This window comes from Gelidibacter gilvus, from assembly GCF_004115975.1.
Classification (GTDB): Bacteria; Bacteroidota; Bacteroidia; order Flavobacteriales; family Flavobacteriaceae; genus Gelidibacter; species Gelidibacter gilvus.
The window spans coordinates 57,501-71,807 of record NZ_SDDZ01000005.1 but is presented as its reverse complement, the minus strand read 5'-3'; the positions used below and the strand labels follow the sequence as shown (position 1 = coordinate 71,807).

13 protein-coding genes are annotated in these 14,307 nt (G+C 37.9%); 5 read left to right on the top strand and 8 right to left on the bottom strand.

Annotated features, from left to right (window positions below):
• Window positions 1-7 precede the first annotated feature (7 nt).
• The 4 genes from ESZ48_RS10260 (at window position 8) to ESZ48_RS10245 (ending at window position 4,400) form a co-directional block, all read left to right on the top strand.
• The gene (locus ESZ48_RS10260) at window positions 8-1,537 is read left to right on the top strand and encodes a peptide MFS transporter (protein ID WP_129017334.1); all 1,530 of its coding nucleotides are present in this window, start codon (window positions 8-10) and stop codon (window positions 1,535-1,537) included.
• Window positions 1,538-1,590: 53 nt separating this feature from the next.
• Entirely contained in the window at window positions 1,591-3,396 is a 1,806-nt protein-coding gene (locus ESZ48_RS10255; RefSeq protein ID WP_129017332.1) for a peptide MFS transporter, read from the top strand.
• 88 nt (window positions 3,397-3,484) lie between these two features.
• The gene (locus ESZ48_RS10250; RefSeq protein WP_190246235.1) at window positions 3,485-4,033 is read left to right on the top strand and encodes a thioredoxin family protein; all 549 of its coding nucleotides are present in this window, start codon (window positions 3,485-3,487) and stop codon (window positions 4,031-4,033) included.
• Window positions 4,034-4,064: 31 nt separating this feature from the next.
• Window positions 4,065-4,400: a hypothetical protein gene (locus ESZ48_RS10245; protein WP_129017329.1), complete on the top strand. Its 336-nt coding sequence runs from the start codon at window positions 4,065-4,067 to the stop codon at window positions 4,398-4,400.
• 150 nt (window positions 4,401-4,550) lie between these two features.
• On the opposite strand, the gene ESZ48_RS10240 is transcribed toward ESZ48_RS10245, so the two are convergent.
• From ESZ48_RS10240 to surE, 6 genes are all read right to left on the bottom strand, one after another.
• Window positions 4,551-6,593, bottom strand: a complete 2,043-nt coding sequence (locus tag ESZ48_RS10240) for a ComEC/Rec2 family competence protein (protein ID WP_129017327.1) — start codon at window positions 6,591-6,593, stop codon at window positions 4,551-4,553.
• Between the two features lie 25 nt (window positions 6,594-6,618).
• On the bottom strand, window positions 6,619-7,131 hold the full coding sequence (locus tag ESZ48_RS10235; RefSeq protein ID WP_129017325.1) for a C40 family peptidase: 513 nt from the start codon (window positions 7,129-7,131) through the stop codon (window positions 6,619-6,621).
• A gap of 81 nt (window positions 7,132-7,212) precedes the next feature.
• A complete protein-coding gene (locus ESZ48_RS10230) occupies window positions 7,213-7,824 on the bottom strand; it encodes a C40 family peptidase (protein ID WP_129017323.1) in 612 nt (203 codons plus the stop codon).
• Between the two features lie 113 nt (window positions 7,825-7,937).
• Complete coding sequence (gene lpxB / locus ESZ48_RS10225) at window positions 7,938-9,065, bottom strand: lipid-A-disaccharide synthase (RefSeq protein WP_129017322.1); 1,128 nt, start codon at window positions 9,063-9,065, stop codon at window positions 7,938-7,940.
• Between the two features lie 55 nt (window positions 9,066-9,120).
• A complete protein-coding gene (locus tag ESZ48_RS10220) occupies window positions 9,121-9,405 on the bottom strand; it encodes a hypothetical protein (protein WP_129017321.1) in 285 nt (94 codons plus the stop codon).
• A complete protein-coding gene (gene surE / locus ESZ48_RS10215) occupies window positions 9,398-10,174 on the bottom strand; it encodes a 5'/3'-nucleotidase SurE (protein ID WP_129017320.1) in 777 nt (258 codons plus the stop codon). The genes ESZ48_RS10220 and surE overlap by 8 nt, the downstream gene beginning before the upstream one ends.
• 189 nt (window positions 10,175-10,363) lie before the next feature.
• Between surE and ESZ48_RS10210 the strand changes: the two genes are divergently transcribed.
• Window positions 10,364-12,583, top strand: coding sequence for a carboxy terminal-processing peptidase (locus tag ESZ48_RS10210; protein ID WP_129017550.1), 2,220 nt, complete (start codon window positions 10,364-10,366; stop codon window positions 12,581-12,583).
• 84 nt (window positions 12,584-12,667) lie between these two features.
• On the opposite strand, the gene yihA is transcribed toward ESZ48_RS10210, so the two are convergent.
• Together yihA and ESZ48_RS10200 are read right to left on the bottom strand one after the other, a co-directional pair.
• Window positions 12,668-13,279: a ribosome biogenesis GTP-binding protein YihA/YsxC gene (gene yihA, locus ESZ48_RS10205; RefSeq protein ID WP_129017549.1), complete on the bottom strand. Its 612-nt coding sequence runs from the start codon at window positions 13,277-13,279 to the stop codon at window positions 12,668-12,670.
• Window positions 13,280-13,504: 225 nt separating this feature from the next.
• Window positions 13,505-14,269: an alpha/beta fold hydrolase gene (locus ESZ48_RS10200; protein WP_129017319.1), complete on the bottom strand. Its 765-nt coding sequence runs from the start codon at window positions 14,267-14,269 to the stop codon at window positions 13,505-13,507.
• Window positions 14,270-14,307 lie beyond the last annotated feature (38 nt).

Here is a 14,307-nt window from a genome sequence, read left to right as displayed (position 1 = left end):
AATACATATGGATAACGCTGCCGTTAAACACAAAGAATTGTTTGGACATCCTGTTGGATTGTACATTCTCTTTTTTACTGAAATGTGGGAGCGTTTTTCCTTTTATGGGATGAAGGCATTATTGCTCTTTTATCTCACACGTTACCATTTGTTTTCAGATAGTGACGGCTATCTTCTTCTTGGGAGTTATGCAGCACTGGTGTATGCGATGCCGGTTTTGGGCGGACATATTGCTGATAAATACATCGGATTTCGCAAGGCGATTATTTTTGGTGCTATTTTATTGGTGTTGGGACACGTGGGGATGGCTTATGAAGGCAATCAGGCATCCTTGGTAGATGGCGTCGTACGGCGCGATACCTTCGCTTTGCAAGTCTTTTATTTTTCACTGGCCTTGATTGTTATGGGCGTCGGATTTTTAAAATCCAACATCTCTTCAATAGTCGGGGAACTCTACACCGAAAATGACCCTAGACGCGATTCTGGATTTACCATATTCTACATGGGAATCAATATGGGCGCACTCTTGGCCACTATTATATGTGTCTACTTAGGTGAAGAATACGGTTGGGGCTATGGTTTTGGAGCCGCCGGGATTGGGATGTTTTTTGGATTGCTCGTCTTTGTATTTGGAAAGCCTTATTTGGAGGGTAAAGGCGAACCGCTCAATCCGGAGATTATTAATAAAAAGAAGTTCGGCCTAAAAATTGAATATTGGATCTATATTTCTGCTGTTCTAGGAACTTTCGTAGTATGGCAAATGGTCCAAAGCCATTCTATCGTTCAAGTCATATTGATGGTTGCGGGCGCAGCGTCATTGGCCTATATTATTTACTATGCCGTAAAGTTTCTGGACAAAGTAGCGAGAGAAAGATTGATTGCCCTAACGATCCTTATTTTATTCACCATTGTTTTTTGGGCGCTTTATGAACAAGCGTATATGTCTCTCAATCTGTTTGCAGAACGTATTATAGATCTCAATGTCTTCGGGTTTGAGTTAAAACCAGGTTGGTTTTTGGGCTTAAATGCATTTTTTATCATTACACTGGCCATTCCTTTTGCACGACTGTGGGTGTGGTTGGATAAGAAAAAGCTAAATCCCAGTACTTCTTACAAATTTGCCTATGCCTTGATACTTGTAGGTCTCGGATTTGGAGCGCTGGTTATTGGCGGAAAATTATCTGGAGATGCGGGTAAAGTGGCTTCCTACTGGTTGGTGTTGGCTTACCTGTTGCATACCTGTGGAGAATTATCTTTATCTCCAATTGGATTGTCCGTGGTGACAAAGATGTCTCCTACAAAAATAGTTGGATTTATGATGGGCGTTTGGTTTTTGGCCACGGCAAGTTCTGAGTTTATAGCCGCAAAAATTTCGGATATGGCCAGTGTGGGCATTGAAGATAGAGGAAATTTTATTGCCTCCAAAGCTGGGTATATTAACCTTTACGAATACTTGTTTTATGCAGGAATCGCCAGTGGTTTGGTTCTTATTGTTTTGACTCCATTCATTAAAAAACTGATGCACGGCATTAAATAATCCATTTCACTTTTAAATCTATAGTTAAAAACGCATAATTTTAAATAATTCCTATGAATACTGATATTGAAAATCTTTTTAAAGACACCGTTCTCGGACATCCAATAGGCCTGTTTATTCTCTTTTTCACGGAGATGTGGGAACGCTTCTCTTTCTACGGAATGCGTATCCTTTTGATTTTATTTTTAACGGCACCTTTAGTGAGCGATAATCCCGGTTGGGATTGGCCACGTGAGCATGCTCTCGCACTTATTGGTACCTATGCATCACTTTTATACTTAACTCCTATTATTGGAGGTTGGATTGCTGATAAGTGGACAGGCTATCGTATTGCTGTGGTTATAGGCTGTATCATTATGACGCTTGGTCACGCAGCTATGGCATTGGAAACAACCTGGTCATTTTATTTAGGTTTGGCCTTATTGGTTCTCGGAACTGGGTTTTTTAAGCCAAACATTACCTCTATTATTTCAGAGATGTACAAAACAAGAGAGTCTAAAAAAGATGGCGCTTATACCATTTTCTATATGGGTGTCAATGCTGGAGCTTTCTTTGGGATGATGCTTTGTGGATATTTAGCTGAAAATTACGGATGGGCATACGGATTTGGTCTTGCTGGAATCTTTATGTTATTGGGTATGCTTCAATTTTTATTGGCACACAAAATCTTTGGAAAAATTGGTGCAGCACCATCAAAGAAGATCGATGTGGTATTTCATGATGGTGAAGATATTACGGATCCGGAAGTAATTAACGAGGAAGTGGAAGTCGCTTCAAAGTTGAACCCATTTACAACCTTTGATAAAGTTCTTATTGCACTTTCTTCTATTGGTGGACTCCTTTATTTGTTTAATGATCCTTTAGAAAAAATTGGTGGTAAAAGTTTAGCTCCTTTTACCGTTTCTTTACCTTTTGAATGGGGAGTAATTAGCGGATCAAACGTTATTGTTATCTCTGCATTAGTGCTCTTCTTGATTTTGCTAATCATGCGAATCTCACGTTATATCCCTATTGTTCGCGATCGATTGGTTGCCGTTTCAATTTTTGCACTTTTCACCGTCTTCTTTTTTGCATTCTTTGAACAATCCCTCGGGTCGATGACATTGTTTGCAAGTGATTATACCAATCGCGACTTAGTGGGGAATACTGCGACAATATTCAAAATTGTTGACGGATTATTGACCACCATTCCGCTAATCATCATTACCTATGTCATTTTCTTGATTTTCAAAAAGACCTTCAAGACAATTGGGGCGTCAAATATTATGTTGGCTATTGCTTTCCTTGGCTTATGGATCCTGGTAGTGTATCGTATTTATGACAAATCCTTCTCTGAAGAATTGAAAGTGGATGCCACTTGGTTCGGGATTCTGAACTCCTTCTTTATAATTACATTGGCCCCTATTTTCTCTAAATGGTGGGAAAGTAAATACAATCCGAGTGCAGCTATGAAATATGCTATTGGATTGGTATTGTTGGGCGTAGGATTTGCAGTTTTAGCTTATGGTGCTTCAGATATTCCTTCCGGTGCTCAAACAGCCTCCGTGAGCATGATATTCCTGATTTTAGCTTACCTATTCCATACCATGGGTGAACTTTGTTTATCGCCATTGGGATTATCCTATTTGAGTAAATTAGTACCTGCACGTATGATTGGTTTTATGTTCGGGGTTTGGTACTTGGCAATTGCTGTGGGACAAAAACTAGCAAACACTATGGGAGGGATGATTGATAAGATCTCAGCAGAGTATTCTTTAGGTACCTTCTTTTTGATTTTCGCTGTAGTTCCTATTGCTGTTGGTTTTATTTCTATGGTGCTAAATCCGGTGCTGAAGAAGCTGATGCACGGTGTCCGATAATCGAAAAATTTGTTAAATAAACGTCAAATGCTCCAAGTTTGGAGCATTTTTTGTAGTTTCCACTTAGATTTGCAAAAAAATGATTGAAATGAAGAAGTTAGCATTTGTAATGGTTGTGACGTTATTAATGTCCTTTAATAGTATTGCGCAACAAATAAATTGGGTCACTTTTGAAGAAGCATTAGAGCTTCAAAAAAAGACACCTAAAAAAATCATGATGGACGTTTATACCAATTGGTGTGGTCCATGTAAGATGTTGGATAAGAATACCTTCCAAAATAGCGATGTTGCCAAATACGTCAATGATAATTATTACGCCGTGAAATTTGATGGTGAAGGCAATGATGTCATCAAGTATAAAGGCAATACTTACGCCAATAAAAACTATAAACCAGAAATGGCTAGCCGTAGAAATAGTGTCCATGATTTAACGCTCGCACTTCAGGTAAACGCCTATCCAACGATCATGTTTTTTGATGAAAAAGGTGATGTTATAACGCCTTTGAGAGGGTATCAAAATCCGCAGCAACTGGAATTGTATCTTAAAATGTTTCGTACCGACAAGCATAAAGAAATAAAAACCCAAGAAGATTTCAATGTGTTTTTCACCGCTTTTAAACCCGAGTTTAAGGGCTAGATGGCTGTTTCACTCCAATAAAGAGCTCACAATGAAATATGCTGAATTTAATGTAGACACTAATAAAATAGAATTTTTAAATTCAGTTTTCGGGATTGAAAGTGTTTTACTGAATGGGAAAAATATTTCTAATAAATTTTCGTTTTTTGGAACTAACCATAATATTACCCTGAATTCGGTTGATTTAACCTTGGAATCAGAATACAAGCAATTTGATAAAGGTGAAATTTTACTAGAACTAAAAGAAAACGGAAAATCACTAGAAAAGCAAACCTTGTTGATCGACAAAAAACAGAGAGTTTACTGGCTGGTTATCGGGTTGGCTTCGGGATTTGGACTATTTAAACTTCTGGATGTTATCATTTAACAGTTGGGTTAAAAACGATGGAGCAGGTTGAAATTCCCAATCCTCAATTCATTCTTAATTGTTCTCTTGTCCTTGTTTAGGATTTTATTGTAAAAAAATACAGATAGCTCTACGTAAATCTGCGAAATCTGCGAGAAAAAAACACCCGAACTATTCATTTTTCAACACAAAAGCGCCTTCTCTTCCCGTTAAATGAAATGGTGTGTTTTGTTGCAAACAACTAAGTTCCCAGCGCTTAAGATAACTTTTATAATTGCTGCCATCTGCAATGATTAATTGAGGTTTTATCGAATCCAATAAGCGGTTCAGATTTATTTTTGGTGAATTCCTCAAAACCACATAGTCCGGATTGAACTCTGGAATCCTGTAAATGCCCAAACTATCCACCACTAAGATTCTTTTATTGCCGAAAAGGTAAACATGCTCTAGAGTCTCATTTGCAATTTCTTTTATCGCATTGCCAATTTTATAGTTTTTGATGATATTGTCCCTACTAGAAGTGAGGCTGTCAAAATTATGTGAAACCGCTAAAGTTGCATTTTTTTTAATCCCAATAAGACTGTATCTGCTTTTATGAAAGACAACAAATTCTTCAGTTTGATTCTTTTTCTCTTCAAAAATTAATACCGATTGAAACATCAATACTGCCAACATCGCGAGCGCCAAGCGTTTAAAGTTTTGTTTTTTGGATACCATAACTAAAGTCATTATCAGAAGATAGGCTGCGAGAACCTGAAGCAAGCTGAAGGAAAGATCTGTAAAGATAAACCGCTCTTGAAGTGAAACCCATCGTACAAAACTGTTCATTGTACTGATGATTCCACCATAGATATCAGCGATCCAAACAGGAAGTAAATTTATCGCGGCCAATAAAATAACGATAATCCCCATCCCCAGAATAATTCCTAAAACGGGAATAATGACCAGATTGGATAGAAAGAACAACCCCGGAAATTGATGGAAATAAAATAAACTGATGGGGACGACGCCAAATTGTGCCGCCAATGTCACCGTAAATATTTGCCATAATGTTTTAGCCGGTTTAAATGAGGGCTGCCACAATTTTTCCAGGAAAGGTTGAAAACTTACAATGGCGATAACAGCCAAATAACTCATTTGAAACCCCACATCAAATAAAAACAGCGGTTTGAACAACAAGAGGAAAAACATGGAAATTGCAAGCGTATTGTAAATGTTTGTCGGCCGTTTTAAATTCATTCCAATGGCGACTATGCTGAACATCATGACGGCTCGCGTAACCGATGCCGAAAGTCCTGCGACGATGGCAAACCCCCACAAAATGAGTAAAATCAACAGCGTTTTTAGCGTTTTTCCGTGCTTGAGATACTCCAAGGGTCTGAACAATGAGTTGAGTAGCAATAGGACAATGCCCACATGCAATCCGGAAACAGCTAAAATATGAATAGCGCCTGCCTTGGAATAGCTATTGAATATTTCTGGGCTGATATCCTGCCGTTGACCTAGTAATAGGGCATTTATAAGAGCTAGTTCGTCAGGTCTAAAATTATAAAACTTTAATTTTGAATTGATATGGGTTCGCAATTGTGCTGCGTAACCAAAAATCGTATGTGTTTCAGAATAAACAGGTAAAAGTTCATGATGGTCTGTAAATATCTGGTGATAGATATATTGTTTTTCGAGATATTTTTTATAATCGAATTGGTTGGGATTAATCGGAGGATTCAGGTGTGTTAAAGGTGATGTGGTTACAAAAACAGCATCCACTTTATAAGCTTGGAGAAGACTGTCTCTTTGAACGTTCAAGAGTGTTTTCCCAACAAGCTGCCGATCATTGATAGTTAGAATATCAACACTGTATTTGTCGTGAAACACACCTGGTTTGAGCACTTCCCTGATCTGAAAGCTGATGGTTTCTATAGTGTCTTTGGCGGGATCAATATGTTGGGTATAGTGCTGTTTAAATGACTTTTGGTCGTGAAGTTGGTAGCTTAAAATACCGATTCCCAAAAAGGTGAAAATCGTAAGAACACCAAATGCGACGGACTTCACTAAGCGTGCTCTCTCAACTATAAGCAGTACGGAGAGACCTAAGATGAGAATTAAAGTGAGTGCTAAAGTATAGGTATATGAGAAGTTAAAATAATGCGCAAAAAGAATGCCTACTATGAGGCATATGGTAATTTTGATGAGTGCAAAATTCAGTAACTTCATGAATCTAAGTTACTAAAAATAAGGACTATAAAACACGTCTTGCCTGTACGAAGGCAAAGTACCAATATTTTTCTGCGAGATTGGAAACTATGACGCCACTGCTGGTGCTTGCATGTATAAATGCAACGTTTCCATTAAATGCTTCCGTTACAATACCAACATGGTTGACGCGTCGGCTATTCTTTGATGTGGCAAAAAAGAGGAGATCTCCTTTAGTGACTTCTTTTAAATCAATCCAGTCTCCAGAAAGCGCCATCTCTGAAGTAGATCTTGGCAATGGAATGTCTTCGCTATTAAAGGAAGTGACGACCAAACCGGAACAGTCCATTCCTTTTTTGGTAGTGCCGCCATACTTATATCTAACGCCGTCAAATTTAAATGCGTAATCCACAACGTTGTCCGCTTTAGGATTATCCACCGATTTTTTGGATCTAGAATCTATTTTTGCGGTCTTTGATTTGGTGGTGACAACCCGTTTAGAGGATTTACAGCTGCTAAAAGTGATCAATAAAAGAAGGAGTAGGACAATCTTTTTCATCTGTTGAAAGGTGATTTTTTATAAAAATATTAATTTATTATAACTTTGAGCAAGAAGCTAGCTATTTAATTGGTTTTAGAGTTAGATGACCCGTCTTGCTTGTACGAAGGCAAAATACCAATATTTTTCTGCCATGTTAGAAACGATCACACCATTGCTAGTGCTTGCGTGAATAAATTCTACAAAACCGTCTCTAGCGGTCGTTACAATTCCTACATGACTAATGGTCTTACTGTTCTTACGTGTGGCAAAAAATAACAGATCGCCTGTGCTGACCTGTTTTAGATCAATGGAATTACCAGTGAGTGCCATGTCTCTTGAAGACCTTGGCAAAGAAATATTTTCCTTGTCAAAAGTCGTGACTACCAGTCCGGAGCAATCCATGCCGTCTTTTGTTGTGCCACCACGTTTGTATCGAACCCCATCAAATGCAAAAGCATAATCTATTATTCTATGAGCTCTGTTTTCGCTAGGTTTTGGAATTTCACTTTTCATTGTCAAACTAATGGGAGTTAAATCCACTGGCAATTGTTCAATACTGTTGACCTGAGTAGGGAGAATAAGGTTTGAGACCTGTTTTATTGGATGGGATTCAGATTTGATTGTGCTGGATTTGGTCGTCACCATAGTTTTAGAAGAATTACAACTGCTAAAAGTGATCACTAAAAGAAGGGCTAGGGCAATCTTTTTCATAAGGTAAAATACGATTTTTTAAATATAAATAAAATTATTGCCATATTTTGGATATAGCAACGTGTCTATGAAACGCTGATGGAATTCCGAAAGTATAAAATTTGTAGAAAAAGTTATTGTGTTTTATTCTTTTTAACGTCTTCATAAATCAGTTTTGCTGTTTTTTCACTCGCACCTTTTCCACCCAGTTTCTTTTCCAAGTGAAAATACTCCATAAAAAGCTGTTCTCTTTTTTCGGGTTGTAAAATTGCCTGTAATTCCTTTTTGAGGCGTTTGGTGTTAAAATCATCTTGAATCAATTCGGTCACGACTGGTTTATCCATGATCAAATTCACCAGAGAAATGTACTTCAAATTAATAACGCGTTTTGCAATTTGATAAGAGAACCAACTTCCTTTGTAACAAACTACTTCCGGCACTTTAAACAGAGCGGTTTCTAAGGTTGCTGTGCCTGATGTCACTAAAGCAGCGGTGGCCAAACTCAAAAGATCGTAAGTTTTATTATTGACGAAGGAAATGTTTTCTTTTTTAATGAATGTTTGATAAAAATCATAGTCTTGGCTTGGAGCGCCCGCAATGACAAATTGATAGTCTTCAAAATCTTTGACAACGCTGAGCATGATGGTAAGCATTTTTCGAATTTCCTGTTTCCTACTTCCCGGCAATAAAGCGATGATGGGTTTGTCAGAAAGGCCGCGCTTGGCTCTAAAGTCGTACTCACTAACTTGGTGACGGTCCGCAATGGCGTCAATTAATGGATGGCCAACAAACTCTACAGGATAGTTGTGCTTATCTTCATAAAACTCTTTTTCAAAAGGCAAAATGACATACATTTTATCGACATCACGTTTTATAGCGTGAATCCTGTTTTCTTTCCAGGCCCAGATTTGAGGTGAAATATAATAATGGGTCATATATCCTTTTTGCTTCGCCCATTTGGCAATGCGTAAGTTAAATCCTGGGTAATCAATAAAGATGATGACATCTGGAGTGTAACTTTCAATATCTGTTTTGCAAAAGCTAAGATTTTGGGTGATGGTTTTTAAATTCATGACCACTTCCAAAAAGCCCATAAAGGCCAAATCACGATAATGTTTTACTAGCGTAGGGCTAACTTTTTCCATTAAATCACCGCCCCAAAACCTAAACTGCGCATTGACGTCTTGTTTTTGTAGGGCTTTCATGAGGTTCGCGCCATGTAAATCTCCGGAGGCCTCGCCAGCAATGATATAGTATTTCATTTTTTATGAATCGTAATTTATAGAATCAAAACAAGTAGAAAACCTGTGGTATTAATTAGTTGTAATTTAATAAAAAGGTCGTAATTGTTACAACTATTGTAGCCATAATGACACCTCTGGCGCGATAGTCACGTCTTTGTTTGATGAACATGAAGAATACTACAAGATTTAGTAACGCTCCCATACTTACCAATTTGCTAAAAAATCCCTGGGCTAAGGACTGTCTATACGCAGTAGCGATATCTTCGCCGTTTCCAAAAATTAGAATTGCTATGATAAAACCAATGGCATTGGCAATCAGTCCTACTATAAAGCCGATAAATACTTCCTTTTTAATCATTTAAATTCCAAGTGTTTAAATTTTGAATGCAGTGGTGTGCGGTCAAGTCAAACTGAACAGGTACTAAAGAAACATAGCCGTTTTCCAAAGCCCATTCGTCGGTGTCTTCACCTTCATCTAAGTTAATAAATTTTCCGGCCAACCAATAGTAGTCGCGCCCACTTGGGTTTTGGCGTTTTGTAAACTCTTCTTCCCAATTTGCTTTAGCTTGACGGCATACCTTAATGCCCTTAATTTCTTCTTTTGGTAAATCAGGGATATTCACGTTGAGTACGACACCTTCAGGAAGGCCGTGTTCCAAAACATTTTCAGTAATAGTCTTGACAAAACTCTTAGAAGCCTCAAAATTGGCGCTCCAATTGTAGTTGCACAAGGAAAACCCAATTGCCGGAATGCCTTCAATGCCCGCTTCCAATGCGGCACTCATGGTTCCAGAGTAAATAACGTTGATGGAAGAGTTGGAGCCGTGGTTGATACCTGAAACGCAAATATCTGGGCGTCTTCCCAAGATTTGCTTCACCGCCAATTTCACACAATCTACTGGTGTACCAGAGCAACTGTACTCTGTTTGGGCATTATTATCTATTTTAACTTTCTCTACATAAAGCGTCGAATTGACAGTTATGGCGTGTCCCATGGCACTTTGTGGACTATCAGGAGCGACCACGACCACTTCGCCAATGGTATTCATGACTTCAATCAAAGCTCTTAGACCTGGTGCTGTTATCCCATCATCATTAGTCACTAAAATCAGTGGTTTCTTATTCATTCTGCAGTGCGTATTTAGAGTGCTAAAATACATAAATTAGACGTTATAATCCCATTCAGGGTGGTTTAACAAAAAATTAGTAGGCAATGGTTTTATTGGCATGGTTTTTTCTTTTACTTTAGTAAAAAATAATTAGGGGTCTATCGCGTTTAGACTTTATCAATGCCACTAAAAAATATGAAAGATATCATGAAAAGGAATTATAAGATTTTATTGTTGGCGCTTATGTTGGCGTTTGCGTCATGTAGTTTCACAACTAAAACTTTTGAAGATCCAGATAAGGATAAATTACTGATGCAATTAATAACTTATGTGCTGGAAGAAGGTCATTATAGTCCTAAAGAAATAAATGACGAATTTTCAGAGAGTGTTTTTGGAGCTTATTTGGATCAGTTAGATCCTTTTAAGAGATACTTCTATGCCTCAGATATTAAGGAATTCGAAGCTTATAAAGACAAAATTGACGATCAGTTAAAGAATCAGGATTTGACGTTTTTTAATCTTACCCATGGTCGTTTGTTACAAAGATTGGAAGAGTCTCAAGAGATGTACAGAGAAGTTCTGGCCAATCCATTTGATTATGGTGTGGATGAGACGATCAACACGGAGTACAAAAAACTGGCTTATGTCAAATCAAAAAAGGAAATGAAAGAGCGTTGGAGAACGCAACTCAAGTTTTCGGCCATTGCAAATTATGATGACTTGATCTCCCAACAGGAAAATACGTTTTCTGATAAGATAAACGTGAAGAAAATGAGTCATGTAGACGAAATAGATTCTGAGGGGATTAATGAAAATGCGTTCGTGGAAACTGAAGGCACATCTGAGAAAAAGGATAAAAAATCACTTACGGAATTGGAGGCCGAAGCACGAAAAACAACGCTGAATTCTTTAAATGAGCTCTATGATTATATCGATGAGCGCAAACGTGAAGATTGGTTTGGAGTTTATTTAAATGCCATTGTTGCTGAGTTTGATCCACATACATTCTATTACGCCCCTGAAGATAAGGAGCGTTTTGATGTGGCGATGTCAGGGAAATTTGAGGGTATCGGTGCCAGACTTCAAAAGAAAATGGATGTGGTGACCATCATCGAAGTTATTAGCGGTGGTCCAGCATGGAAAAACAACGAATTGGAAGCAGGTGATCAAATTCTTAAAGTGCAACAAGATGATGGTGAACCTTCAGTGAATATAGTTGGAATGCGTTTGGAAGATGCCGTAAAATTAATTAAGGGTCCTAAAGGAACCGATGTCATCTTAACTGTGAAAAAAGTAGATGGTACTATTGAAGACCTGACCATCACCAGAGATGTTGTGGAGTTGGAAGAGGTTTATGCAAAATCGACAACCGTTGTTAAGGACGATAAAAAGTTTGGAGTAATCAATCTACCTGGCTTTTATGTCAATATGGAGGATTATAAGAAAAGAAATGCCGCTACAGATGTTAAGCTTGAAATAGAACGTTTGAAAGAAGAAGGTATTGAAGGCTTGGTTTTGGATCTTAGAAATAATGGTGGCGGATCTTTGCAAACCGTTATTGATATGGCCGGTTTGTTTATAAAAGAAGGTCCAATTGTTCAGGTCAAAACAACTGGAGGACAAAAAGAGGTTTTAAGAGATAAAGATAAAACCATAACCTGGGATGGTCCATTAGTGATTTTGGTGAACGAGAATTCTGCTTCAGCTTCTGAGATTTTAGCTGCTGCCATGCAGGATTATAAACGTGCCTTGGTTATTGGTAGCAAGCAAACTTTTGGAAAAGGAACCGTTCAGACCGTTTTGGATCTTAACCGTATGGTGAGAAACAATACTAGTGGTGATATGGGTGCTCTAAAATATACCATACAGAAATACTATAGAATCAATGGTGGATCAACACAATTGGAAGGGGTGAAAAGTGATGTGGTTGTTCCAGATCGTTACAGTTATATTGCTTTAGGTGAAAAGAATCAAGATAACCCGTTGCCTTACGATAAAATTTCTGCAACAGATTATAAGGTTTGGGATCACAATATAGATTATCAAAAAGCCATCGACAAAAGTAATGCGCGAATTTCAACTAACGAACAGTTGAAGCTTATTGATGATAATGCGAGATGGGTAAAGAGAATCAGGGATAAAGAGGAGTACTCTCTTAAATATGATACTTACAAGGCAGCCTTAAAACTGAATGAAGATGAAGCAAAGCAGTTTGAAAAATTAACGGATTATAAAACAAACTTGACGTATAGCTCTTTGCCTTACGAAAATGAATTGATGGCTGCAGACAGTATTCTAAAAGAAAAGCGCGATCGTTGGCACAAGGCATTAAGTCAGGATGTGTATGTTGAAGAAGCGCTCAATGTGTTGAATGATTTGAGAGGAACTTATAGCATTAAGAAAGTCGTAAATAATGTGAAGGAATAAAATCCTTCTGAAATCCATAAAAAAATGCTCCAAGGTAGATGATACTTTGGAGCATTTTTTTGTTTCTATAAGAAGGAGTAAGTATTAATTCTTATTTAAAGCATTCATTTGTTGATTCGTTTTGTCAATTTCATTGAGTACTTCGTCTCGACCAACAGCAGAGGACGATGAGGTGACAAAGTATTTCGGGGTTTCTTCCCAAGTCAAGAGAAGTTCTTGCAAATAAGCTGCAACGTTGCGCTCTATCGCTTTTGGTTTGAGTTTATCTGCTTTTGTGAAGATGATGGAAAACGGAATGCCGTTTTCACCCATGTATTCCATAAATTCAAGATCAATTTTTTGAGCTTCATGCCTAATATCTACAAGAACAAAAGCTAACACCAATTGTTGTCGTTCTTCAAAATAATCGGTAATAAATCTTTGGAACTTCTTTTTGGATGATTTTGAAACCCGCGCATAGCCATATCCTGGTAAATCCACCAAGAACCAATTTTTATTGATTAAAAAATGATTGATAAGTTGTGTTTTACCTGGTCTCCCCGAGGTTTTTGCTAAATTTTTATGATCGGTGAGCATGTTTATCAATGACGACTTGCCAACGTTGCTACGCCCAATAAATGCGTATTCTGGTAACGTATCCTTAGGGCATTTGGCCACTTCGGAGTTACTCATTATAAATTCGGCAGTTTTGATAATCATGTTTTTGGATTTTTTTTAGTCAGCAGATTTCGGTTGACAGTGGGCAGTAGTTTTCGATTTTCGGTCATCAGTCATCGGTCATCGGTCATCGGTCATCTGTCACCAGTCACCAGTCATCAGTCATTTGTCATCTGTCATCGGTCATCAGTCATCAATCATAACTCTTCCCGTCACCTGTCTAAGTATTCAACTTCAACTTCAATTTCGACTTCAATTTCAACTTCAAAGCCCTCTCTTCTTCAGCCACTCGGCAAGTATGGCATTGAACTCGTCCGGATGTTCCATCATGGCAGCATGCCCACATTTATCGATCCAATACAAATCAGAATTTGGTAAAAGTTCATGAAATTCTACCGCAACTTCAGGAGGGGTCACAATATCGTTTTTCCCCCAAATGATGCATACAGGTAGATCCATTTTAGGCAAATCTTTCGCCATATTATGTCGGATGGCACTTTTGGCAATCGCTAAAGTTTTAATCAGTTTATTTCTGTCGTTGACTGTTTCATAAACTTCGTCCACAATTTCTTTCGTCGCCACAGCAGGATCATAAAAAACGTCTTGAGCTTTTTTCTTGATCACTTCATAATCACCACGTTTGGTGTAACCACCGCCCATAGCACTTTCGTACAAACCTGAACTTCCGGTAATAATAAGTGCTTTTACTTTTTCTGGATAGAGTTTTGTGTGGTAAAGTCCGATATGGCCGCCAAGTGAATTGCCCAATAAAATAACATTCTCAAATTCTTTGTATGCTATAAAATCGTGAAGATATTTTGCAAAATTCCGCACGTTGGTTTTTAATAAAGACATCGAATAAATTGGCAATTCAGGAATAATGACTTTATAGCCCTTGTCTCTAAAATACTCTAAAACACCGTCAAAATTACTAAGACCGCCCATTAGTCCATGAAGAATTATAATGGGTTGACCTTCACCTACTTCAACATAGCTGTATTTTTTTTCTTTTTTTAAGAGATGTCTCATTAATGGTTGGTAGTTATCATAAAAAACAAATATAGTTA